The following is a 22325-nucleotide window of genomic DNA, read 5'->3' on the forward strand; positions in this document are numbered from 1 at the left end:
GTTGAAGTGATGCGCGGTTTTCTAACACGGGCCCGGCGGTTGTTTGTTGTGTACCTGCTGGTTTCAGGATTAGCCCACAGCGGAGTAAGCAGGGCGGCTCAGGCGCCGATCTCCTCCAGCAGCTCCTCCATGAAGCGTTGCAGGCGCTGATGCCGAACCTGGGCCAGGTGCGTGCCGGCCGCGGTCTGGAAGCCGCTGGCCAGGTGCAGCAACTTGGTCTGGAAATGGTCCAGGCAAAAGCGTTTGTCATCGTATTCACGATGGGCTGCGTGTGGGTCGAGCGGGTCGTACAGGGCGCTGCCCATGCGCCCGGCAATGTAGAAGGTGCGGGCCACGCCGAGGGCGCCGAGGGAGTCGAGGCGATCGGCGTCCTGCAGGATCTTGGCCTCAAGCGAAAGCGGCTCGATCGCCGCAGAAAAACTGTGGGCCTCGATGGCGTGGACCACTGCGTCGATCGGCGCCTGGGCCCAGTTCAGGCTGGCCAGGATTTTGCCCGCCTGCGCCGCCGCCAGACGCGAGGCCTGGGAGCGCAGGGGCGAGTTCTTTTCCACGGCGACGCAGTCGTGCAACAAGGTCGCGGCCAGCAGTACGCGCAGGTCGCCGCCTTCCTGCTCGGCGATACGCCGGGCATTGCTCCACACCCGCTGCAAATGCGAAAGGTCGTGGGCGCCGTCTTCGGCAGGTTCCAGGGCATGGGGCAGCAATTGGGCGGCGAGGGTGGGCAGGGGGGCAAAAGCCTGGGCGTTCATCTGTGCAACCTGAAGGTGATCGGGCAAGGCCGCCACTGTAGCCGCTGGCGCAGGGTTGTGGGCAAACCCTGTTGCGCCAATAAATGCCCGTGCATGTGTTTCCCCTGTCGATCTACTATGGCCGCCTGATTCCGCCATGAGAGCCACCGATGTCCGTCGATATCCGCCCCGCCGTGCCCAGCGATGCTCCGCAAATCCTCGCGTTCATCACGGAACTCGCCGACTACGAGCGTGCCCGTCATGAAGTGATCGCCAGCGTCACCGACATCCAGCGCAGCCTGTTCAGCGAAGGCGCGACAGCCCACGGCCTGATCTGCCTGCGCGATGGCGTACCGATCGGGTTTGCGGTGTTCTTCTTCAGTTACTCGACCTGGCTTGGCAGCAACAGCCTGTACCTGGAAGACCTCTACATCACCCCCGAGCAGCGTGGTGGCGGGGCGGGCAAGCAGCTGTTGCGGCATCTGGCAAAGATCGCCTGTGACAATGACTGCGGGCGTTTCGAATGGAGCGTGCTGGAGTGGAATGAACCAGCGATCCAGTTCTACAAGTCTCTGGGCGCGCAGCCCCAGGAGGAATGGGTCAAGTACCGCATGGACGGCGACGTGCTGCGGGCCTTTGCCCGGGGCTGAGAGTGCGCTGGCGGGTGGTGGTTTTCACGAATTCGACCAAGGCTGTTCGGCAATGAAAATCGCCAGGCTGCTAAGGCTGGGGTGTGCCTCGTGCGTACCTCGGCAGGTTCTCGACCCTGGCAACGTGATCCTGCGCCAGCAACACCGCGTTGCCGACACCCTGGGCAACACCCGCCGTGTGGGTTCGACCGGCCCGCAACACGGGTGTTCGACCTGGAGTGATCACCGGCTTTCTTCCCAGTCGCCTCCCAGCAAGTCATTCAGGGTCTGGGCCACCGAGGTCTTGAATGCCCCGGCCTGGTGCGCGTCATAGGCGCTCTTCCACACGCTGTAACCCTCGCTGAAATCCGCCAGTTGCTCGGCGTGGCCCACGCGCTGGGTCACGCTCTGCTGCAACGCGCCGGCGCGAAACGGCAGGTGCGGAATGTCGCTGATCTGATTGCCCTTGAGCGGGTTGATCAGGTGAATGCCATCGACCCGGATATGCACCACCTGGCCCAGGTCCGGGTACTGCTCGACTTTGAGGATGGTCAGGGTCGACGCGCTTTCGCCGGGCCGTGTCTGGTACGCCCAGATATCGCCAACCTTGAATGGCTCTGCCGCGCCGAGGGCGCTTCCGGTTAATAGCAGGCCGCCGATGAGCAGCAGTTTTCTGAAGCGTTGCATGGGTCTTCCTTGAAAGGGGCGGGGCTTGTGGGCGGCATTTTAAGGGATTGGGCGGCGGGTGCGAGCAGTCTATCTGTTCCCTATATATGGGATGCAAATTTATATATTGAGATTTTTATCCTGCGGGGTTTATAGTCGCCGCCAGCAGCTCTTACGCACTCACTGCCAATAACAACTCACAGGTGAAGCGATGCAGGCGCAACTGATCGGGCTCGATTGGGGAACCACTTCCCTGCGTGCCTACAAACTCGCGGCAGGCGGCGAAGTGCTGGAGCAGCGCGCGCTGACCTCGGGAATCATGCAACTGCCCAAGGCCGTGCGAATCATCGACGGCCAGGCCTGCAGCAACGGTTTTGAACTGGCCTTCGACGAAGCCTGCGGCGACTGGCTCGACACCGCGCCGCACTTGCCGGTGATCGCCTGTGGCATGGTCGGCAGCGCTCAAGGCTGGCGCGAGGCGAGCTACTGCGAAACCCCGGCGGACGTTGCCCAACTTGGCCGCGCCCTGGTCTCGGTGCGCAGCGTGCGTGGGGTTGAGGTGCACATCGTGCCCGGTGTGATCCAGCGTTCGCGCCTGCCAAACGTCATGCGTGGCGAAGAAACCCAAGTGCTGGGGGCGCTGCACAACCTGCCGCGGCAGGCCACGGATAACCTGCTGATCGGCCTGCCTGGCAGCCATTCGAAATGGGTCGAGGTGGCTGACGGCCGCATCGTGCATTTCGAGACCTTCATGACCGGCGAACTGTTCGCCGTCCTCTGCGAACACAGCATTCTCGGTCGCACCCAACAGCGCGGTGCGGCGTTCGACGGTGCGGCCTTCGACCGCGGGGTCCAGGTGGCGCAGTCCCTGGAGGGGCAGATCGGCCCGCTGTCGACCCTGTTCAGCGCCCGCAGCCTGGGCCTGACGGCTGAACTCGGCGCCAGCGCCCAGCCTGATTATCTGTCGGGGCTGCTGATCGGCCATGAGTTGACGGCCCTGGCCCAGGTGCAGCACCGCCGCCGCAACAGCGCCCACTTGCCCTCGATCCTGTTGATCGGCAATTCCCAACTCTGCGCCCGCTACAGCCGGGCCCTTCCTGCCTGCGGGTTCGCCCGGGTGACCCTGGCCGAGCAGGCCACCGAACGCGGCTTGTGGCTGTTGGCCAAGGCGGCCGGGCTGCTCCCCGGCGTTCAACCATAGAAGAGGTTTGCAATGCTCAAGCAAGCACTGGCACAAAACGGCCTGGTGGCGATCCTTCGGGGCGTGCGCCCAGACGAGGTCCTGGCCATCGGCGAGGTCCTGTACGAGGCGGGTTTTCGGGTGATCGAGGTGCCGCTCAATTCGCCGCAGCCGTTTGACAGTATCCGCAGCCTGCGCAGCCAGTTGCCTCCCGATTGCCTGATTGGCGCCGGCACTGTGCTGGAGCCTGCGCAGGTGGCTCAGGTGCAGGCGGCGGGCGGACAGGTGATCGTCATGCCCCACAGCGACCCCAAGGTCCTGCGCGCAGCCAAGGCCGCCGGGCTGTACCTGGCGCCGGGTGTCGCCACGCCGACCGAGGCCTTTGCCGCACTGGCCGAAGGCGCGGATGTATTGAAGATGTTCCCCGCCGAGCAAATGGGCCCGGCGGTGGTGAAAGCCTGGCTCGCGGTGTTACCGGCCGGCACTGTGCTGTTGCCCGTGGGCGGCATTACCCCGGACAACATGCGGGTGTTTGTCGAGGCCGGGGTCAAGGGCTTCGGCCTCGGCTCGGGGCTGTTCAAGCCCGGGCTGAGCAGCACTGACGTGGCCCATCGGGCCAAGGCCTATGTCGCCGCGTGGCATGCCTTGGCTTAAGCCTTTTCCGGCGCCGTGCGCGCTGCCTCAAACCAGAGAGACAAGCAGATGAAAATCACCAAACTGACCACCTTCATCGTTCCGCCGCGCTGGTGCTTTCTCAAGGTCGAGACCGATCAGGGCGTGACCGGCTGGGGCGAGCCGGTGGTGGAGGGGCGGGCCCACACCGTGGCGGCGGCGGTCGAGGAACTCTCGGACTACCTGATCGGCAAGGACCCACGCAATATCGAAGACATCTGGACCGTGCTCTATCGCGGCGGTTTCTACCGTGGCGGAGCGCTGCACATGAGCGCCCTGGCCGGCATCGATCAGGCGCTGTGGGACATCAAGGGCAAAGACCTCGGGGTTTCGGTCAGTGACCTGCTGGGCGGCCAGGTGCGGGACAAGATCCGCGTCTATTCGTGGATCGGCGGCGACCGCCCGGCCGACACGGCGCAGGCGGCCAGGGAAGCGGTGGCACGGGGCTTTACCGCGGTGAAAATGAACGGCACCCAGGAACTGCAATTTCTCGACAGCCACGACAAGGTCGACCTGGCCCTGGCCAACGTTGCCGCCGTGCGCGATGCGGTGGGGCCCAATGTCGGGATCGGCGTCGACTTCCATGGCCGGGTGCACAAGCCCATGGCCAAGGTGCTGATGAAGGAACTCGACCCCTACAAGCTGATGTTTATCGAAGAGCCGGTGCTCAGCGAAAACTACGAAGCGCTGAAGGAACTGGCGCCCTTGACCAGCACCCCGATCGCCCTCGGCGAGCGCCTGTTTTCGCGCTGGGATTTCAAGCGGGTGCTCAGCGAAGGTTACGTTGACATCATCCAGCCGGACGCCTCTCACGCCGGTGGCATCACCGAGACCCGCAAGATCGCCAACATGGCCGAAGCCTACGACGTCGCCCTGGCGTTGCATTGCCCGTTGGGGCCGATTGCCCTGGCGGCGTGCCTGCAACTGGACGCGGTCTGCTACAACGCGTTTATCCAGGAGCAGAGCCTGGGTATCCATTACAACGAGAGCAACGACCTGCTGGATTACCTCAAGCAGCCGCAGGTGTTCGACTACGACCAGGGCTACGTGAAGATCCCCAACGGCCCCGGCCTGGGCATCGAGATCAACGAGGAATACGTGATCGAGCGCGCGGCCGTCGGTCATCGCTGGCGCAACCCGATCTGGCGCCACGCCGACGGCAGTTTCGCCGAGTGGTAGGCGCGCGTGCGGGCCTCCCTGTGGCGGGTGGCCGGGGTGGCGCGTGGCGAGTTGTGGTCAAGGCGGATGGGCGACCATAATGCCGCCCGTTCTCTCCCTCGGAAGGCTGGATATGCAGGAAGACGCCCCAAAGACCGCCAAGGACGCCGCGCCGACCGGCACCCAGACGCTGCTGCGTGGCTTGGGCGTGGTCCAGGCCGTGGCCAGCGGTGCCCGTGACCTCAAGGAAATCGCCCGGCTGATCGGCACCACCCGCAGCACCACCCACCGCCTGGCCAGTTGCCTGGTAGAAGAGCGCTACCTGCGCGTGGTGCCGCAAGTGGGTTATCTGTTGGGGCCGAAGCTGATCGAATTGGGTTTCCAGGCGCGCGAAGCGCTGCCGCTGGTCAGCCTGGCCACGCCTATCCTGGATGAGTTGTCGGCACTGACCGGCGACACTATTCACCTGGCGATCCGCGAGGACGATGACGTGCTGTACCTGCACAAGAACCCGGGGCGCAATGGCCCGGAGATGCGTTCGCGAGTGGGGCATCGGATGCCGTTGGCCCGTACCGGGATCGGCAAGGCGCTGATGCTCGACGACAGCCAGCAGGACTGGCAGCGCTTGTATCAGATCAGTTTGCCGGTGGGGGGGCGCAATGTGCTCTGGCCGCAGCACGAGGAACCGTCCTGGGAGCAGTTCCAGCAGCGCATGCTGGAGTATGTGAAGGGCGGTTATGCGTTCGACCTGGAAGACAACGAACCCTCGATCCGCTGCGTCGCGGCACCGGTGCGGGATGCCAGCGCACGAATCGTGGCCGGCATCAGTGTCGCCAGTACCGTGCCCTACATGCCGCTGGAGAAAATGGCCGAGCTGATCCCCCTGGTGAAACAGGCGGCCGCCCGGCTTTCTGCGGAGTTGGGCGCGAAGGCCTGAATCAGGCCTTCAGGGTGGCCATGTCGATCACGAAGCGGTACTTCACATCGCCGTTGATCATCCGGGTGTAAGCCTCGTTGATCTGGCGGATGTCGAGCATTTCGATGTCGCAGGTGATGCCGTGCTCGGCGCAGAAATCCAGGACTTCCTGGGTTTCGGCAATCCCGCCGATCAGCGACCCGGCCAGGACTTTACGCCCCAGGACCAGCTTGGCGGCGTTGACGGGCGGGTCCACCGGTTCGATCAGGCCCACCAGGATATGCACGCCGTCAAAGCGCAGGGTATCGAGGTAGGGGTTCAGATCGTGCTGCACCGGAATGGTGTCCAGCAGGAAGTCGAAATGCCCGGCCGCGGCCTTCATCTGCTCGGCGTCGGTGGAGACGATCACATGATCGGCACCCTGGCGCCGGCCTTCCTCGGCCTTGCTCGCGGAGCGGGTGAACAGCGTGACCTCGGCGCCCATGGCCTTGGCGAACTTGATCCCCATATGGCCCAGGCCGCCCATGCCGAGAATGCCGACCTTGTCCCCGGCCTTGACCCCGTAGTGCTTGAGGGGCGAGTAGGTGGTGATGCCGGCGCAGAGGATCGGCGCGGCGCTGGCCAGGTCGAGCGTGGCCGGAATCTTCACCACGAAGTGTTCGCTGACCACGATGCTGTCGGAGTAGCCGCCCATGGTGTTGCTGCCGTCGACCCGGTCCGGGGTGGCGTAGGTCATGGTCGGGCCTTCGAGGCAGTATTGCTCCAGGTCCGATTTGCAGGCGTCGCAATGGCGGCATGAGTCGACCATGCAGCCCACGCCCACCAGGTCGCCGACCTTGTGCGCCGTGACGCTGGCGCCGACGGCGGTGACTTTGCCGACAATCTCGTGGCCCGGCATCAGCGGGTACACGGCAATGCCCCATTCGTTGCGCGCCTGGTGGATATCGGAGTGGCAGACGCCGCAGTAGAGGATTTCAATCGCCACGTCATCGGCACGCGGGCTGCGGCGTTCGAAGGACATGGGGGCGAGGGGAGTGGTGGCCGATTGGGCGGCATAACCGATGGCGGTGTACATAAAAAGACCTCGCAAAAGCAGGAACAGGTGAGGCGGGCCATTCTCCCCATCGAGCCTGGGTGCGGCCATGGCGATTGCTCCGAGTCTTATGCCTAAAGCTCCGGGGGAGCAGTGGAAAGCGGCAAGCGACGAGCTGCAGGCTATAAACTGTGCGCCCACGCTCGCCGCTTGCAGCTCACCGCTTGTGGCTTGCCGCTCCCCATACTCCGAGAAGTGCTCCAATGCTCCTGACCCGCCATCTCGACGCTAACGCCACGCTGGTTTCCCTGATCGAGGGGCTGACGCCCAGCGACGGTTTTTCCCCGACCCACCTGCCCGGCGTACAGGTGTTGCGTGCCAGTTGCGACGTGGCGCGCGGTCCGCAGATCTATGAGCCGAGCCTGATGATCGTGGCCCAGGGCAGCAAGGTCGCGTACCTGGGCCCGCGCACCCTGGAATATGGCGCCGGGCATTACCTGATCCAGGCGATGCCGGTGCCTTTCGAATGCGAGACCTTTGCCCTGCCTGATGCGCCCCTGTACGGCGTGACCGTCGGCATTGATCGGGTGGTGCTCGGGGAGTTGGTGATGGCCATGGGCATTCAGTCCGGGCCACCGCCGGCGGCGCAGACCCTGGAGTCGATGAGCTCGGTGGTCCTGGATGACGCCATGCGTGGCTGCGTCGAGCGGCTGCTGCAATGCCTGCACGATCCGCTGGAGAGCCGGATCCTGGGGCCGGCACGGGTCCGCGAGTTGTTGTTCACGGCCTTGCGCGGGCCCCAGGCCGATGTATTGCGGGCGTTGGTGGAACAGCAGGGGCAGTTTTCCCGGATCGCGACGTCGTTGAGCCATCTGCATGCCCATTACGCCGAGCCGCTGAATATCGAGACCCTGGCCAGTTATGCGCACATGAGCGCCTCGACCTTCCATGAGCACTTCAAGCGCTGCACCTTGCTCTCGCCGGTGCAGTACCTCAAGCGCCTGCGGCTGCTCAAAGCCCAGCAACTGTTGTTGGTGGAAGGCATGGGGGTGGCGCAGGCGGCGCACAGCGTGGGCTATCAGAGCACGTCGCAGTTCAGCCGCGAGTACAAGCGCTACTTCGAACGCAGCCCGGGGGAGGAGCGGGCGGCCTGATCGCCCAGCGGCCCCGGCACGCTTGATTCCCGGGCAACAAAAAGGCCCCCGGATGGGAGCCTTGATGTTCAAGCGGCGGGCTTACATGTTCGGGTAAGTCGGTCCGCCCGCGCCTTCCGGCGTGACCCAGGTGATGTTCTGCGAAGGGTCCTTGATGTCACAGGTCTTGCAGTGCACGCAGTTCTGGGAGTTGATCTGGAAGCGCTTCTCGCCGTCTTCCTTGGTGATCACTTCATACACGCCAGCCGGGCAGTAGCGCTGCGCCGGTTCATCGTAGAGCGGCAGGTTGGTGCCGATCGGGATGCTCGGGTCTTTCAGCTTCAGGTGGCACGGCTGTTCTTCTTCGTGGTTGGTACCGGAGATGAACACCGAGCTCAGTTTGTCGAAGCTGAGTTTGCCGTCGGGTTTGGGGTAGTCGATCTTCTTGCAGTCCTTGGCCAGCTTGAGGCAGGCGTAGTCCGGCTTGGTGTCGTGCAGGGTGAACGGCATTTTGCCGCCGAGGATGTTCTGGTCGAACCAGTTGAAGCCGGCGCCGATGATCGGGCCGAACTTGTGCATCGCCGGGCCGAAGTTGCGGGAGGCGAACAGTTCTTCGTAGAGCCAGCTGTTCTTGAAACTGTCGACGTAGGCGGTCAGTTCATCACCGCCTGCGGATTCGGCGAACAGGCGATCGGCCACGGCGTCGGCGGCGAGCATGCCGGACTTCATGGCGGTGTGGCTGCCTTTGATCTTGGCGAAGTTCAGGGTGCCCAGATCGCAACCGATCAGTGCGCCGCCTTTGAAGACCATCTTCGGCAGCGAGTTCAGGCCACCTTTGCAGATGGCGCGAGCGCCGTAGCTGATGCGCTTGCCGCCTTCCAGGTACTGGGCCAGCACCGGGTGATGCTTGAGGCGCTGGAACTCATCGAATGGCGACAGGAAGGTGTTGCTGTAGGACAGGTCGACGATCAGACCGACCACCACCTGATTGTTTTCCAGGTGATAGAGGAACGAGCCACCGGTGTTCTCGGCGCTCATGATGTCCAGCGGCCAGCCAGCGGTGTGCACCACCAGGCCGGGTTGATGCTTGGCCGGGTCGATTTCCCAAATTTCCTTGAGCCCGATGCCGTAGTGCTGGGCGTCGGCGTCGCTGTCCAGGTTGAAGCGCTGGATCAGTTGCTTGCCGATATGGCCGCGGCAGCCTTCAGCGAAGAGGGTGTACTTGCCACGCAGCTCCATGCCTGGGGTATAGACGCCTTCTTTTGGCTGGCCTTCACGGTCGACGCCGAGGTCACCCGTGATGATCCCGCGGACCACGCCGTTCTCGTCGAACAGCGCTTCCTGGGCGGCGAAGCCTGGGTAGACTTCCACGCCCAGGTTCTCGGCCTGCTGGGCCAGCCAGCGGCACAGGTTGCCCAGGGAGATAATGTAGTTGCCTTCGTTGTGCATGGTCTTGGGCACAAAGAAGTCTGGAACCTTGATGGAACTGTCGGCGCTCTTGAGGACATAAATGTCATCGCGTTTGACCGGGGTGTTCAGCGGTGCGCCGAGCTCTTTCCAGTTCGGGAACAATTCGTTCAGGGCCCGCGGCTCGAATACGGCGCCGGACAGGATATGAGCACCGACCTCGGAGCCTTTTTCGACCACGCAGACGCTTATTTCCTTACCGGCTTCGGCGGCCTTCTGCTTCAATCGGCAGGCGGCGGACAGGCCAGCGGGGCCGGCACCGACGATGACCACGTCGAATTCCATAAATTCGCGTTCCACTAGGCTATCTCCTACTCAAGGCTCAACGGTTTTTTTCTAATTGGAGGTTTGGCGTTGCATCCATTATTTCCTCCTCGACAAGGGGGAGGGGACAATGGATGACCCGCCTTTCTCTCTGGGCGGCGCATTATATCTACACCACTCTCAGCGTCCAATACAAACGTTTGTTTGAATTTGCTGGAAGCCAGGTAAATCCTAGAAGCGCGGCTTATGACTGGCCATTTTGCCGTATTGACCGGAAAAGGCGTTCCGGTCAAGATACGGTCGGTTTTGCGCTCGCCGTAGGCTGACTGTTGGTTTCAAGAGCACCTCTAAAGACAGGGCGAAGGCTGTACAAGGTGACGCAGTGCGCCGCGCAAGCGCGCAGTTTACACGCCGCGATAAAGAATGACTCGTCGGTCACCACTGACGAACGGTCATCATCCCCGTGAGCAAGGTCGCCTGTTCCATGCCAGCGTTTTTAGAGGTGCCCTTGTGCCGATGAGCATCAACCGCCAGGTTCTCGCCTAGGCGACTTTCTTTTCACCGGAGAGTAACGAGGAATCCATGAAGGTTCTTGTAGCTGTCAAACGAGTGGTCGACTATAACGTCAAGGTTCGCGTCAAAGCGGACAACTCCGGCGTAGACCTCGCTAACGTCAAGATGTCGATGAACCCTTTCTGCGAAATCGCAGTGGAAGAAGCCGTACGCCTGAAAGAGAAAGGTGTTGCGACTGAAATCGTCGTCGTCTCCATCGGCCCGTCCACCGCTCAAGAGCAACTGCGCACTGCGCTGGCTCTGGGTGCCGACCGTGCCATCCTCGTCGAATCTGCCGAAGACCTGACTTCCCTGGCGGTTGCCAAGCTGCTCAAGGCGGTTGTCGACAAGGAACAGCCATCGCTGGTGATCCTCGGCAAACAAGCCATCGACAGCGACAACAACCAGACTGGCCAGATGCTCGCTGCATTGAGCGGCTACGGTCAGGGCACCTTCGCCTCGAAAGTCGAAGTCAGTGGCGACAACGTTGCCGTGACTCGCGAAATCGACGGCGGCGCGCAGACTGTTTCGCTGAAACTGCCGGCCATCATCACCACCGACCTGCGTTTGAACGAGCCGCGTTATGCGTCCCTGCCAAACATCATGAAAGCCAAGAAGAAGCCGCTTGAAGTGCTGACTCCGGATGCTTTGGGCGTTTCCACCGCCTCCACCAACAAGACCCTGAAAGTCGAAGCGCCGGCTGCACGCAGCGCAGGTATCAAGGTCAAGTCGGTGGCTGAACTGGTCGAGAAACTGAAAAACGAAGCGAAGGTAATCTAATCATGACTATCTTGGTAATCGCCGAACACGACAACAAAGTGCTGGCTCCGGCCACGCTGAACACCGTGGCTGCCGCCGCTAAAATCGGTGGTGATATCCACGTGCTGGTTGCAGGTCAGGGCGCTGGCGCCGTGGCTGAAGCCGCTGCGAAAATCGCTGGCGTGGCTAAAGTGCTGGTGGCCGACAACGCCGCCTACGCGCACCAGTTGCCGGAAAACGTCGCGCCTCTGGTCGCCGAACTCGGTGCCGGCTACAGCCACATCCTGGCTGCCGCTACCTCCAACGGCAAAAACATCCTGCCGCGGGTTGCCGCCCAACTGGACGTTGACCAGATCTCCGAGATCATCTCCGTAGAAAGCGCTGACACCTTCAAGCGCCCGATCTACGCCGGTAACGCCATCGCTACCGTGCAGTCCACCGCTGCGGTCAAAGTGATCACTGTGCGTGCCACCGGTTTCGATCCGGTCGCCGCTGAAGGTGGCTCGGCTGCCGTTGAAGCCGTTGCCGCTGCTCACGACGCTGGCAAATCCAGCTTCGTCGGTGAAGAACTGGCCAAGTCCGATCGTCCTGAACTGACCGCTGCCAAGATCGTCGTTTCCGGCGGCCGTGGCATGCAGAACGGCGACAACTTCAAGCACCTGTACGCCCTGGCCGACAAGCTGGGCGCTGCTGTCGGCGCTTCCCGCGCTGCGGTCGACGCAGGTTTCGTACCCAACGACATGCAGGTCGGCCAGACCGGCAAGATCGTTGCGCCACAGCTGTACATCGCGGTCGGTATTTCCGGCGCGATCCAGCACTTGGCGGGTATGAAGGATTCCAAAGTGATCGTTGCGATCAACAAGGATGAAGAAGCACCGATCTTCCAGGTGGCTGATTACGGCCTGGTGGCGGACTTGTTCGAAGCGGTACCCGAGTTGGAGAAACTGGTTTAACCCAGCGCCTTGGCTCACAAAAAACCCGACCTGATGGTCGGGTTTTTTTATGCCTGAGAGGTGGCCCGGCAAACGGGGCAGACGCTTAGTAGGTCGAGCCCAAATAGCGTTCCACGGGGGCGAAGCGGTCGCTCAGCGCCGGTACATCGTCGGCCAGCGCCAAGCTGTAACGATTGGCCAGAAGCGGCGCCAGTTGCGGAGCGTCGGCCAGCAGGCGCTCCAAGTCGACGGGTTGCTTGGCTGCCAGCAGGATCACGTTTTGCACTTGCGAAGGATTTTCCGGAGCCCCGCTCAGGAAGGTCGCGGTCGTTCCGAAGACGTCGGCGAAGGCGGCATGAATCGCTCGGTACAGACGCCCGTCATCGCCTTCGACAGCCGAGATCACGTTCATCATGAAGATGCCTTCGTCGCTCAAGGAGCTGGCGATGCTTTGGGCGGCTTCCCGGGTACCTACATGAAACGGCACCGAGGCGCGGGAGTTGAAGACATCCCCCAGAATCAACTCATACCTGGGACCCGTGGCCTTGGCGCTGCGATTGACGAAGCGCCGTGCATCTTCATGGAAGATCGTCAAATTCGGCTGGTTGCTGCGGTCCAGGCCGAGGAAACGTTCTGCGACTTCACTGACGCCGGGATCGAGCTCCACGACATCCAGCTGAAAACTACCCGCGGGCAGAGGGGCGTCGGGCCCCAGCAACCATTTGGGCACTGAGTAACCGCCGCCGCCCAGCATCAGTACCCGCTGGGCAGCGGGCTTGAGCGTGGTACCAATGGCAAAGTACTTGGCGTACTCCAGAGCAGGTTCTGCTGGCGCGTCGACGAACATCATGGATTGGGTGCGGTTCTCGTCGGTGATCATCACCCGCACGGTGCGCCGGCTCGAGTTCTGCACGCCTTCCTTGATCTGGATGCTGTTGTAGGGCGTTTCCTGAAAATAGATCAGGCCATCGGCGGTCACCAACGAGCTGATCTTGGCACCGAACACCCCACCGATGCCCGCAATCAACCCCAGCGTGACCAGCACCGGAACCTGGGCCTTGCCACCGGCGAGCAGCGCGCTGGCCGCCATGACCAGGGCGATGCCGTAGATGATGGTTGGGCTGGAAACCCAGGCAATCAGCACAAAGCCGCCAAGGAAGGTGCCAATGATGCTGCCCACGGTGGAGATCGCATTCAAGGTGCCGACGGTGGCGCCTGCGGTATCGACATCCGACAGTGCCAGGCGCGTGACGTAGGGAGAAATCATCCCGCAGAACACCGCCGGCAGTGCGAACAGCAGGCTGGCGGCCAGAATGGCCGAGGTGTGCAGGCTTTCCAGTTGCGTCACCCATTGCAGAATCAGGGTGTGGGACAGTGCTGTCAGCAGAATGGTCAGCGCCGCGCCCAGCAGCAGCCAGGCCAGCACCCGTTGGGAAACCGTGCGATCGGCCAGGCGGCCGCCCAGCCAGTAACCGACGCTCAGGCTGGCCAGAATGATGCCGATCAGGCTGGTCCAGACCACGATGCTGGTGCCCAGAAACGGCGCGAGCATGCGCGCGCCGACCATTTCCAGCACCATCACGCAGGCGCCGCTGATAAACGCGATCAGTGAAAGACGAGTTATCGAGATGTTCATGCACATTCCTTATTTACGGATTCTCTGGTTCCTGGCACGGAGGAACCTCCATTGGATCGGGCTCGTGCCAGGGAACAATGCTGCCCTTGAGCGCAGGCCGTGGCGGCTGAGTGGAGTGCTTGAACACCTGGCAGTGTCGGTCAGCCAGACAGAGGTGCGCTGTGGCAGGGGCTGGGCCCGCCGATCCGAAACGCGCCGCATTATTGGGAGGGGGTCCTGACAGGGTCAACCTGCTTTCGCCTGGGGCCTGGCTTTTGAGACTGGTCCCATGCAGAGCGTGGAGGTGGGGCACAAAAGGCCGATGGGTTTTGCCGCCCGCCGGCCAAAGTAAATCGGGTAGCATGGGCGCCCGTTCGATCTGCACGTGGTCACTTTCGAAGCAGATCAGGCTGGGGAGCGTCATCTAGATAGAGGCTGGGCGCGCAGGCCAGACCTTGATCCAGAGCGCGCTCTTGGTTGTGCCTTCCCCAAAGTTCGGTGAAGCACTTTTTATTGGAGTTGACTGCGGGAGAGTTTCGTCATGGATCTGCGCCGCTTGAGTGGGTGCCTGGTTGTGCTGGGTTTGCTGGGGGTGCCCGGATGGACGATGGCCGCCGGTAAGTGCGAGCGCCTGGTGGCAACCGGAAGCCCCGATGCACCGCCTTACCTGTGGCGCGACCCGCAGGACCCCAAGCACCTGATCGGCGCCAGTGCCGACCTGCTGCAACACGTCGCGGGGGAGTTGGGTGTCAAGGTTGAACTGCTGTACGCCGGCAAGCGCTCCGAGGCCCTGGCTGAGGTACGCAGCGGGCGCATGGACCTGTTGGCCGACGCGCCGCTGACCCTGAGCGAACTGGAGTCGCTGGATTACATCCACCCGCCTTTGGTGCAAAACGATTACCTGGTGTGGACGCGCAAGGATTCGGCGCGGGTTTTTAACCAGTTGGCCGACTTGCACGGGCATCGCGGGGCTGTCTCGGAAAAGGCTCGGCTGACCCAGCCATTCGAAGCCCTCGCCAAAGAGCAGTTGAGCCTGCGCCGCACGCCGAACCTGACCCAAGCGTTGCAGACCCTGTTGCTGGGGGAGGTCGAGTACGTGCTCGCGGGGCGCTACTCGGGCATGGCCTTGGTGCAGTCCCTGGGGATGACCAATGACCTGGTAGCCTCTGCTCAAGCAATTGATAAACCAGGGCTTTTTTTGGCGGTCTCGCACAATTCGGCCTGCAATGACCCCTGGTTGCGCGGACAGTTGGCGAAAAAGATGACAGAATTGCCCGCGTCCGGCCTGACCGAGGCCTTGCTGCAGCGCAATCTTGAGCGCTGGAAAGCCCAGTTACAGCAACCCGCCGGCACCTCAAAACAGTAGGGATTTTGTGTGAGTATTCGACCTCTTTTCGCTGCCATGGCCCTTGTGGCCCTGGCGGGTTGTGCAACCGATCCGGCGCCCATTGAACAGATGCGCCTGACTGAACAGGCCCTGGAACAGGCCAAGGCCGTTGGTGCCACGGTGGACGATGTGCCGGAATTGAAACTCGCCGAGGACAAGTTCAAGCGCGCTCAAGGCAATATGCAGGACGAGTCGTACAAACACGCCCGCATGCGTGCCGAACAGGCCGAGCTTGACGCGCGCCTGGCCGAGGCGCGGGTCCTGACCCTGAAAAGCCAGGAGCAATTGAACGTTCTGCAAAGTCGCATCACTCGCCTGCGCAAGCAACTGGGAGATGCCCAATGAACCTGATCACCCGAGTATTCAGCGGTGCCCTGGTGGTGGCCTGTGCGGGCTTGTATGGCTGTGCCGGCCAGCAAAGCGAAGAGGTCTTGCAGCAGGCCAATAACGACTTCCAGAAGGTCAAGGAAGACTCCAATGTCCTGCGCATCGCCCCCAAGGACGTGATTCGTGCCGGTGAATCCCTGGCGCGGGCCGATCGCCTGTCCAGCTACTGGGGCAGCGGTTCCGACGTGGTGCATTACGCCTACCTCAGCCGCCGCTACAGTGAAATTGCCCGTGAGCACACCGAGCAAATGCTGAACAAGGAACGGGCGGCCAAGCTCGAGTTGGAGCGTCAGCGCCTGCAATTGGAACTGCGTGAAGCCAAGCTGCTGAGCGTGCAACAGCAGGGCAAGTGGCTGGAGGAGCAGATCATCAGCCTGGCCACCACCCAGACCGACCGTGGTCTGGTGATGACCCTGGGCGATGTGTTGTTCGACACCGGTGAAGCGGAGCTGAAAAGCTCGGCCAATCGTACGGTGCTCAAAGTGGTGCAGTTCCTGCAGCTCAACCCCAAGCGGGTAGTGCGGATCGAGGGCTACACCGACAACACCGGCGACAAGCAAAGCAACCTGCAATTGTCCCGCGACCGGGCGCAAGCCGTGGCAGATATGCTGGTGGACCTGGGTATCGACGAAAAACGCATCAAGGTCGAAGGTTATGGCGACGATTACCCGGTAGAGGCCAACGCTTCTGAGCGCGGACGGGCGCAGAACCGTCGAGTGGAAATTGTGTTTTCCGACGAGAAAGGCCAGCTCGGCGCCGCCCGCTAAGGGCTGGGCGACACCAGAACCCGGTTACCTCAAGGTGCCGGGTTTTTTTGTACCTGCCGAAAGGCTCACAAAAAACCGTACAGTTTTTGCTGACACTGCGGTGTATCGTCGACTATTGTGGCAACTGTCCCCGTACACTTCCAAACTGTTCCGGTAGTGTTTCACACAAGAATAAAATGCCCGTGAAATCGAGTGCTGCGTCATGACCAATCTCTTGCTGTATCAACGTATCGCTCAGCAACTGGCTGAGGATATTCGTCGGGGTGTGTACCAGCCCGGTGAGCGCGTACCTTCGGTGCGCAAGATGAGCTCGCAGCTCAATGTCAGCCACGCCACGGTGTTGCAGGCGTATGCCAACCTCGAGGATCAGGGGCTGATCCGCGCCCGGCCGCAGTCCGGTTATTACGTGCACCAGACTCCGGCCCTGACCGCGCCGACCCCGGACATCGCCCGGGTCGAACGCCCGGGACTGGTCACCCGCAGCAGCATCATTCAACAGGTGTTGGTGGAGTCGCGCCGTGAAGGAGTGTTTCCGCTCGGCGCAGCGGTGCCCAGTGTCGATTACCTGCCGGTGCGCGCCCTGCATCAGCAGTTGGCCAAGGTCACCCGATTTCATAGCCCACGGGCGTTCAGCTACATGTTCAGCCCGGGTTTCGAACCGCTGCGCCGCCAGGTGGCCATTCGCATGCGCGATGCCGGTGTGGTGGTGGACCCTTCCGAAGTGGTGATCACCCACGGGTGTGTCGATGCCTTGCAGATGTCGTTGCGGGTGCTGACCCGGCCCGGCGACCTGATTGCCGCGGAGTCGCCCACCTACTACGGCCTGTTGCAACTGGCCGATCTGCTGGGGCTCAAGGTTATCGAGATCCCCAGTGACCCGGCGACAGGCATGAGCCTGGAGGCCTTGCAACTGGCGGCCAACCAGTGGTCGATCAAGGCCCTGGTGCTGACGACGCGCCTGAGTAACCCGCTGGGTGGGACCATGCCTGAAGAGCGGCAGAAACAATTGCTGCGCCTGGCTTCGGATTTTGACATTCAGGTGGTCGAGGACGATATCTACGGCGAACTGATGTTCGAAGTAGGGCGTACCAAGGCCCTCAAGGCCTATGACCGCCTGGACCGGGTGATCTACTGCTCGAGCTTTTCCAAGACCCTGTCACCGGGGGTGCGCATCGGCTGGATGATCGCGGGCAAGTATCAGCAGGAGATCCAGCGGCTGCAGACATTCAGCACCCATTCGGCGTGCAGCGTGACGCAGATGGGGGTGGCGGCGTACCTGGAAAACGGTGGTTATGATCGCCATCTGCGTTATATCCGTCAGGAGTACCGCAAGAATCTCAGTGCCTTCCAGTTGGCGGTGCAGCAGTATTTCCCCGAGGGCACGCAGATTACCCGGCCTACAGGCGGGTTCATTCTCTGGGTCAGCCTGCCGGGGCGAGTCAACACGCAAGAGTTGCACGTGCGTGCGTTGCAGCAGGGGATCAGTATTGCGCCAGGGCTGATCTTCAGTAATACGGAACAATTCAACCACTGCATCCGTCTTAATTGCGGTACGCCATGGAATCGCGAGGCCGAGCGAGCGTTGATGACGCTGGGCATGTTGGCCAGTCAATTATGTCAGGAGACCGCTGGCGGTTTTTGAGGGGCGCCGGTTGCAACGCTTGTCATGAAGCTGTCGACAAGCGAGCATATGGCACCTTTCACTGCCCCCCTTTTTTGTCTATGAAAGCTTTTTATCCTGCTGCCTGCCTGTTGATTTGCCTGTCGACGGCCTTGGGCGCCGGCCCGCTGCTGGCGGCGCCGACGCAGGATGCAAGTGCCCGGAGCGCGGCGTCCGAACCGAAAAAATCGGCGGCCAATACGCCTTCTGCGAGCAAAAAAACTACGGCTGCCAAGCCCGCGGCCAAGACCAAAAAAACGGCCAAGACCAAAAAGCGTGCGCCTATTGCTTCCAAATCCAAGTCCGCGCGTGAGATTGCCAAGACCCCGTTGCCGTCAGCAAAGCTGGACTTGAGCCTGCCACCGGAAATGGTCAAGCACCTGCAGCCCATCGGCACGGTAGCCATGCCCAAGCGCGAACCCTTGCTGCCGCAAATGTTTGGTGAGAAGCCCAAGGAAAGCAGCCCGTTTCAGCTCAACGGCCGCTTGTTGAGCAACGAAATGCAGTTGCAGTTGCGCAATGAAGAGCGGCGTGACGTCGAGGGCGCGGCCCTGGATTTCGAGTTCAAGCAATAAATTCCTTCCCCGTGTGTGACCGCTGACAACGACACTTTGTCGGAGACTGGTCAGTCACACAGCTTTCAGCGCAAAAACCGTTCTTAGAGTAATTTTAAACGGCTGTTTTAGCGGTTACTCTTGCTGTGCGTCATTTTCAATACTTTGCTCATCGCGAGGAGCGTTTCACCATGAACTGCCGTGAAGGATGTGGCGCTTGCTGCATTGCCCCTTCCATCAGCACGCCAATTCCGGGGATGCCCCAGGGCAAGCCTGCCGGAGAACGATGCGTGCATCTGTCGGTCGAACATTTGTGTGCGCTGTTTGGCCTGCCCGAGCGGCCGGCCGTGTGTGGGGCGTTTCATGCGGATATCGAAGTCTGTGGCGACAGCCGTGAGCAAGCCATCAAGTTGATTGGCTGGTGGGAACAAATGACGGCGGCTTGAGTGTTTTCAATGAACGGAACTTCAACAATAAGGAATAAGACAATGGGTTCGCTGCAACGAATGGCTGCGCTCTGTGGTTTGACAGTGTTACTGGCGGCAACGGCTCAGGCCGAAGATTGGCAAACGGCCAAGGATCAGGACGGGATCAAGGTCTCCCTGAGCGAAGTGGCCGGTTCCAAATACAAGGCTTACCGCGGCGTGACCGTGATCAAAGCCTCGATGGCCAAACTGCAAAGCCTGCAGGAAGACGTGGCGGGCGCCTGCAGCTGGATCCACGAGTGCAAATCGCAAAAGCTGCTCAAGCACGAAGGTAACCAGAGCTGGACCTACACCCAGTTCAACACGCCATGGCCGGTCACGGCTCGTGACTCAGTGCTGCATATCACCACCACCGAAGGCGCTGACGGTAGCCTGACGCGCAAGCTTGAAGGCGTACCGACCTACATTCCCGAAGAGAAGGGGTTTGTTCGTGTGGCCCAGGTCGAGGGCTTCTGGAAAATGGTGCCCAAAGGTGCCGACCAGATTGAGGTCACCTACCAGGTGCACACCGAGCCTGGCGGCAGCGTGCCGTCCTGGCTGGCCAACAAGTTCGTGGTCGATGCGCCGTTCAATACCCTCAAGGCGCTGAAAGAGCGCGCCGAGAAGCCTTGAGCGTCACCCGGTCTCACGCCAAAGGCCGCCTTCGGGCGGTCTTTTTTATGCGCAACAGCGGTGGAACGATTTCCCGGGCGTCAGGGTCGAGATGTTGTAGGCCCACCCACGGGCTTTATCGAGGAGGCACTGATGCAAAAGTGGCAAATCACTTTCGTAGACGATCATGGTGTCCAGTCAGTGGAACAGTTCGACTGTGAACAGCAGCCCAGCATGGAGCAGGCGGCACGCATGATTCGCGCAAAGCTGTTGCCGGTTTCGGCCGAGCTGGATCTCAATGATCTGGAGGGGCGTACCGACGACCCGACAGTCAAAAGTCTGAAAGAGCAGAACAGCATTCAAATCCTCGGCATTAGTGCGATTTAATCACCCACCCGCTTGATCCTTAACCAGACCTTGGCAGCGCCCGGTTCTTGGCGCTACTCTGCAAACGAGATCAGCGAATGAATCGCTAAGGTCTGGTCTTGTCAGCTACATGCTTGTGTCCTGGCGGTGCTGTTTGCCGCAACGTCTGCAGCCTTGAGGTGCAGACAGGGAGTACGGAAAGTCTATCCATTGGTTCCAGGAGGACGTTTCATGAGCACAGCCTATCAAGAAGACATCAGCACCAGCGTGTTGCGCCGCATGAAAGAAGGCGGCTTCGACTTTTCACGATTCCATCCCATCGAGTTCTACGCCATTTTCCCGGATGAGGAGCGGGCGCGCAGGGCGGCAGGACATTTTCGCGGTGAATCCTTGAATGCCCAGATCAGCGTGCGCGACGATGGCGCGTGGTACCTGGAGCTGAGCAAGGTGATGTACGCCACCTACGGCGGCATCGGCGACTTCGAGCAGGACTTTGAGGCGGTGGTCGAGCCTCTGGGCGGCATCATCGAAGGTTGGGGCGTGAAGCAGGAGGTTCGAGGGTTACTCGTATAGCGCATATGAATAGCGTCAACACAGCATCGGCTGACCTTCGGGTTGGCCGATTTGGTTTCTGCAAGGCAAAAAAAGGCCACCTGCAAGGGGTGGCCAAAAGGGAAGAGCGGTGTGGGCAAAGCCGTTGGGGTGGTGAGCACCCATCAGCGGCGGCGCCCTGAAGCTTAAGGCATCGACTTCGTCACGCCGGGTTACGAAGTTTTGCGCGATGCACGGATTATCCAGCGCCTTGCCCGGGCAGTGAAATCAACTCTGACTATGCTGGTGATAGCCACAGCCATTGCCTCGTATTGGAGCGGGGACGATCAAGTTGGGGCGTTTGCTGCACGGCAATGGTGCGGCGTGACCGATGAGTTAATCCAACTGATTGAAATCAAAGCGTTTATGCCAGTGGCACGGGCCTTGCGATGCTTAGATGTCCGGGTGACAAGGAGTACGGCATGATCCGCACCTATTTTGATGAAATGTACGATGCTGGCGGTCAGGTTCGCCCACACTACCGGGAATTTGCCCGTTGGCTTGCCGAAACCCCTGACGAGCTTCTGGCACAGCGGCGACGCGAGGCCGACCTGCTGTTTCACCGCGCCGGCATCACCTTCACGCTCTATGGCGACGAGCAGGGCACCGAGCGCCTGATTCCGTTCGACACCATTCCCCGCAGCATTCCGGCCAGTGAGTGGCGGATCGTCGAGCGCGGCTGCATCCAGCGGGTCAAGGCACTGAACATGTTCCTGGCCGATCTTTACCACGACCAGCGGATCATCAAGGCCGGGATCATTCCTGCCGAACAGGTGCTGGCCAACGAGCAATACCAGTTGGCGATGCAGGGGCTGGATCTGCACCGCGATATCTACTCGCATATTTCCGGGGTCGACCTGGTGCGCGACGGCGACGGCACCTATTACGTGCTCGAAGACAACCTGCGGACCCCCAGCGGCGTGAGCTACATGCTCGAAGACCGCAAGATGATGATGCGTCTGTTCCCCGAGCTGTTCGCCGCCCAGCGCATCGCGCCAATCGACCATTACCCGAACCTGTTGCTCGACACCCTGAAAAGCTCCAGCCCGCTGGATGACCCGAGTGTCGTGGTGCTGACGCCCGGGCGCTTCAACAGCGCCTTCTTCGAACATGCGTTCCTGGCGCGGGAAATGGGCGTGGAGCTGGTGGAAGGCGCCGACCTGTTCGTCCGTGACGATAGAGTCTTCATGCGCACCACCGACGGTCCCAAGGCAGTGGATGTGATCTACCGCCGCCTGGATGACGCCTTCCTCGATCCGCTGGCCTTCAACCCGGACTCGATGCTCGGCGTGCCGGGCCTGCTGTCTGCCTATCGCTCGGGCAATGTCGTGCTGGCCAACGCCATCGGCACCGGGGTGGCCGACGACAAGTCGGTGTATCCCTTTGTCACCGACATGATCCGCTTCTATCTGGATGAAGAGCCGATCCTGAAGAACGTGCCGACCTGGCAGTGCCGCAAGCCCGATGAGTTGTCCCATGTGCTGGCTCATCTGCCGGAACTGGTGGTCAAGGAAACCCAGGGCTCCGGGGGTTACGGCATGTTGGTGGGGCCGGCGGCTACCGCAGCGGAAATCGAGACCTTCCGCGCGCGGATCAAGGCCAAGCCCCACGCCTATATCGCGCAACCCACCTTGTCGTTGTCCACGTGCCCGACCTTTGTCGAAAACGGCATTGCACCGCGGCACATCGACCTGCGTCCGTTTGTCCTGTCTGGCCGTGAAACCCGTGTCGTGCCCGGTGGTCTTACCCGTGTGGCGCTGCGTGAAGGCTCCCTGGTGGTGAACTCCTCTCAGGGCGGTGGCACCAAGGACACCTGGGTGGTCGAGGATTAAG

Annotated in this window: 23 protein-coding genes; 18 read left to right on the forward strand and 5 right to left on the reverse strand. The window is 61.5% G+C overall.

The genetic code is table 11. The annotated features are described in order from the left end of the window. Positions 1–98: 98 nt before the first annotated feature. On the reverse strand, positions 99–749 hold the full coding sequence (locus CF161_RS29495; protein ID WP_020300291.1) for an HD domain-containing protein: 651 nt from the start codon (positions 747–749) through the stop codon (positions 99–101). Between the two features lie 149 nt (positions 750–898). On the opposite strand from CF161_RS29495, the gene CF161_RS29500 reads away from it, so the two are divergent. Then, on the forward strand, positions 899–1378 hold the full coding sequence (locus tag CF161_RS29500) for a GNAT family N-acetyltransferase (RefSeq protein ID WP_020300292.1): 480 nt from the start codon (positions 899–901) through the stop codon (positions 1376–1378). 222 nt (positions 1379–1600) lie between these two features. Here CF161_RS29500 and CF161_RS29505 read toward each other — a convergent pair whose 3' ends face one another. Continuing rightward, positions 1601–2044, reverse strand: a complete 444-nt coding sequence (locus CF161_RS29505) for a hypothetical protein (protein WP_020300293.1) — start codon at positions 2042–2044, stop codon at positions 1601–1603. Between the two features lie 190 nt (positions 2045–2234). Here CF161_RS29505 and CF161_RS29510 point away from each other — a divergent pair, with 190 nt between their 5' ends. The 4 genes from CF161_RS29510 (at position 2235) to CF161_RS29525 (ending at position 5970) form a co-directional block, all read left to right on the forward strand. Continuing rightward, positions 2235–3224 (forward strand): 2-dehydro-3-deoxygalactonokinase, encoded by a 990-nt coding sequence (locus tag CF161_RS29510; protein ID WP_020300294.1) that lies wholly within the window; start codon positions 2235–2237, stop codon positions 3222–3224. Positions 3225–3236: 12 nt separating this feature from the next. After that, a complete protein-coding gene (locus CF161_RS29515) occupies positions 3237–3857 on the forward strand; it encodes a 2-dehydro-3-deoxy-6-phosphogalactonate aldolase (protein WP_020300295.1) in 621 nt (206 codons plus the stop codon). A gap of 48 nt (positions 3858–3905) precedes the next feature. Beyond that, positions 3906–5054: a galactonate dehydratase gene (gene dgoD, locus CF161_RS29520; RefSeq protein WP_020300296.1), complete on the forward strand. Its 1149-nt coding sequence runs from the start codon at positions 3906–3908 to the stop codon at positions 5052–5054. A 112-nt stretch (positions 5055–5166) separates the two neighbouring features. Then, positions 5167–5970, forward strand: coding sequence for an IclR family transcriptional regulator (locus tag CF161_RS29525; protein ID WP_020300297.1), 804 nt, complete (start codon positions 5167–5169; stop codon positions 5968–5970). Position 5971: 1 nt separating this feature from the next. Here CF161_RS29525 and CF161_RS29530 read toward each other — a convergent pair whose 3' ends face one another. Further along, the gene (locus CF161_RS29530; RefSeq protein ID WP_020300298.1) at positions 5972–7024 is read right to left on the reverse strand and encodes an NAD(P)-dependent alcohol dehydrogenase; all 1053 of its coding nucleotides are present in this window, start codon (positions 7022–7024) and stop codon (positions 5972–5974) included. A 221-nt stretch (positions 7025–7245) separates the two neighbouring features. Here CF161_RS29530 and CF161_RS29535 point away from each other — a divergent pair, with 221 nt between their 5' ends. Next, positions 7246–8136, forward strand: a complete 891-nt coding sequence (locus CF161_RS29535) for an AraC family transcriptional regulator (RefSeq protein ID WP_020300299.1) — start codon at positions 7246–7248, stop codon at positions 8134–8136. An 81-nt stretch (positions 8137–8217) separates the two neighbouring features. Here the strand turns inward: CF161_RS29535 and CF161_RS29540 are convergent, their stop codons facing one another. Further along, positions 8218–9882 carry an electron transfer flavoprotein-ubiquinone oxidoreductase gene (locus tag CF161_RS29540; RefSeq protein WP_020300300.1) on the reverse strand — a complete coding sequence of 555 codons (1665 nt, stop codon included), beginning with the start codon at positions 9880–9882 and terminating at the stop codon, positions 8218–8220. Positions 9883–10428: 546 nt separating this feature from the next. Here CF161_RS29540 and CF161_RS29545 point away from each other — a divergent pair. Together CF161_RS29545 and CF161_RS29550 are read left to right on the forward strand one after the other, a co-directional pair. Next, entirely contained in the window at positions 10429–11178 is a 750-nt protein-coding gene (locus CF161_RS29545) for an electron transfer flavoprotein subunit beta/FixA family protein (RefSeq protein ID WP_020300301.1), read from the forward strand. Positions 11179–11180: 2 nt separating this feature from the next. After that, on the forward strand, positions 11181–12110 hold the full coding sequence (locus CF161_RS29550; protein ID WP_020300302.1) for an electron transfer flavoprotein subunit alpha/FixB family protein: 930 nt from the start codon (positions 11181–11183) through the stop codon (positions 12108–12110). An 85-nt stretch (positions 12111–12195) separates the two neighbouring features. Here CF161_RS29550 and CF161_RS29555 read toward each other — a convergent pair whose 3' ends face one another. Further along, the gene (locus tag CF161_RS29555) at positions 12196–13725 is read right to left on the reverse strand and encodes a fused MFS/spermidine synthase (RefSeq protein WP_020300303.1); all 1530 of its coding nucleotides are present in this window, start codon (positions 13723–13725) and stop codon (positions 12196–12198) included. Positions 13726–14245: 520 nt separating this feature from the next. Here CF161_RS29555 and CF161_RS29560 point away from each other — a divergent pair. The 10 genes from CF161_RS29560 (at position 14246) to CF161_RS29605 (ending at position 22324) form a co-directional block, all read left to right on the forward strand. Next, positions 14246–15070 (forward strand): ABC transporter substrate-binding protein, encoded by an 825-nt coding sequence (locus CF161_RS29560; RefSeq protein ID WP_020300304.1) that lies wholly within the window; start codon positions 14246–14248, stop codon positions 15068–15070. Between the two features lie 9 nt (positions 15071–15079). Continuing rightward, complete coding sequence (locus CF161_RS29565) at positions 15080–15436, forward strand: DUF4398 domain-containing protein (RefSeq protein WP_020300305.1); 357 nt, start codon at positions 15080–15082, stop codon at positions 15434–15436. Beyond that, complete coding sequence (locus CF161_RS29570) at positions 15433–16245, forward strand: OmpA family protein (protein ID WP_020300306.1); 813 nt, start codon at positions 15433–15435, stop codon at positions 16243–16245. Before CF161_RS29565 ends, CF161_RS29570 begins: the two co-directional genes overlap by 4 nt. A gap of 202 nt (positions 16246–16447) precedes the next feature. After that, positions 16448–17887 carry a PLP-dependent aminotransferase family protein gene (locus tag CF161_RS29575; protein ID WP_020300307.1) on the forward strand — a complete coding sequence of 480 codons (1440 nt, stop codon included), beginning with the start codon at positions 16448–16450 and terminating at the stop codon, positions 17885–17887. A gap of 80 nt (positions 17888–17967) precedes the next feature. After that, a complete protein-coding gene (locus tag CF161_RS29580) occupies positions 17968–18480 on the forward strand; it encodes a hypothetical protein (RefSeq protein WP_020300308.1) in 513 nt (170 codons plus the stop codon). Positions 18481–18650: 170 nt separating this feature from the next. Then, a complete protein-coding gene (locus CF161_RS29585; protein WP_020300309.1) occupies positions 18651–18905 on the forward strand; it encodes a YkgJ family cysteine cluster protein in 255 nt (84 codons plus the stop codon). 42 nt (positions 18906–18947) lie between these two features. Next, a complete protein-coding gene (locus CF161_RS29590; protein WP_020300310.1) occupies positions 18948–19556 on the forward strand; it encodes an START domain-containing protein in 609 nt (202 codons plus the stop codon). A 132-nt stretch (positions 19557–19688) separates the two neighbouring features. Further along, positions 19689–19922 carry a hypothetical protein gene (locus CF161_RS29595; RefSeq protein ID WP_020300311.1) on the forward strand — a complete coding sequence of 78 codons (234 nt, stop codon included), beginning with the start codon at positions 19689–19691 and terminating at the stop codon, positions 19920–19922. A 210-nt stretch (positions 19923–20132) separates the two neighbouring features. Continuing rightward, complete coding sequence (locus tag CF161_RS29600) at positions 20133–20474, forward strand: ribonuclease E inhibitor RraB (RefSeq protein ID WP_020300312.1); 342 nt, start codon at positions 20133–20135, stop codon at positions 20472–20474. 440 nt (positions 20475–20914) lie between these two features. Continuing rightward, positions 20915–22324, forward strand: a complete 1410-nt coding sequence (locus tag CF161_RS29605; protein WP_020300313.1) for a circularly permuted type 2 ATP-grasp protein — start codon at positions 20915–20917, stop codon at positions 22322–22324. Position 22325: the final 1 nt, after the last annotated feature.

The sequence above is a fragment of the Pseudomonas sp. CF161 genome, from assembly GCF_000416215.1.
Classification (GTDB): Bacteria; Pseudomonadota; Gammaproteobacteria; order Pseudomonadales; family Pseudomonadaceae; genus Aquipseudomonas.

Bases quoted from the DNA above. Each gene is read 5' to 3' on its own strand.
- CF161_RS29515 (WP_020300295.1), top strand. From the start codon at position 3,237: ATGCTCAAGCAAGCACTGGCACAAAACGGCCTGGTGGCGATCCTTCGG.
- CF161_RS29595 (WP_020300311.1), top strand. From the start codon at position 19,689: ATGCAAAAGTGGCAAATCACTTTCGTAGACGATCATGGTGTCCAGTCA.
- CF161_RS29550 (WP_020300302.1), top strand. From the start codon at position 11,181: ATGACTATCTTGGTAATCGCCGAACACGACAACAAAGTGCTGGCTCCG.
- CF161_RS29590 (WP_020300310.1), top strand. From the start codon at position 18,948: ATGGGTTCGCTGCAACGAATGGCTGCGCTCTGTGGTTTGACAGTGTTA.
- CF161_RS29560 (WP_020300304.1), top strand. From the start codon at position 14,246: ATGGATCTGCGCCGCTTGAGTGGGTGCCTGGTTGTGCTGGGTTTGCTG.
- CF161_RS29535 (WP_020300299.1), top strand. From the start codon at position 7,246: ATGCTCCTGACCCGCCATCTCGACGCTAACGCCACGCTGGTTTCCCTG.
- CF161_RS29505 (WP_020300293.1), bottom strand. From the start codon at position 2,044: ATGCAACGCTTCAGAAAACTGCTGCTCATCGGCGGCCTGCTATTAACC.
- CF161_RS29600 (WP_020300312.1), top strand. From the start codon at position 20,133: ATGAGCACAGCCTATCAAGAAGACATCAGCACCAGCGTGTTGCGCCGC.
- CF161_RS29525 (WP_020300297.1), top strand. From the start codon at position 5,167: ATGCAGGAAGACGCCCCAAAGACCGCCAAGGACGCCGCGCCGACCGGC.
- CF161_RS29570 (WP_020300306.1), top strand. From the start codon at position 15,433: ATGAACCTGATCACCCGAGTATTCAGCGGTGCCCTGGTGGTGGCCTGT.
- CF161_RS29495 (WP_020300291.1), bottom strand. From the start codon at position 749: ATGAACGCCCAGGCTTTTGCCCCCCTGCCCACCCTCGCCGCCCAATTG.
- CF161_RS29545 (WP_020300301.1), top strand. From the start codon at position 10,429: ATGAAGGTTCTTGTAGCTGTCAAACGAGTGGTCGACTATAACGTCAAG.
- CF161_RS29605 (WP_020300313.1), top strand. From the start codon at position 20,915: ATGATCCGCACCTATTTTGATGAAATGTACGATGCTGGCGGTCAGGTT.
- CF161_RS29530 (WP_020300298.1), bottom strand. From the start codon at position 7,024: ATGTACACCGCCATCGGTTATGCCGCCCAATCGGCCACCACTCCCCTC.
- CF161_RS29555 (WP_020300303.1), bottom strand. From the start codon at position 13,725: ATGAACATCTCGATAACTCGTCTTTCACTGATCGCGTTTATCAGCGGC.
- dgoD (WP_020300296.1), top strand. From the start codon at position 3,906: ATGAAAATCACCAAACTGACCACCTTCATCGTTCCGCCGCGCTGGTGC.
- CF161_RS29580 (WP_020300308.1), top strand. From the start codon at position 17,968: ATGAAAGCTTTTTATCCTGCTGCCTGCCTGTTGATTTGCCTGTCGACG.
- CF161_RS29500 (WP_020300292.1), top strand. From the start codon at position 899: ATGTCCGTCGATATCCGCCCCGCCGTGCCCAGCGATGCTCCGCAAATC.
- CF161_RS29575 (WP_020300307.1), top strand. From the start codon at position 16,448: ATGACCAATCTCTTGCTGTATCAACGTATCGCTCAGCAACTGGCTGAG.
- CF161_RS29585 (WP_020300309.1), top strand. From the start codon at position 18,651: ATGAACTGCCGTGAAGGATGTGGCGCTTGCTGCATTGCCCCTTCCATC.
- CF161_RS29510 (WP_020300294.1), top strand. From the start codon at position 2,235: ATGCAGGCGCAACTGATCGGGCTCGATTGGGGAACCACTTCCCTGCGT.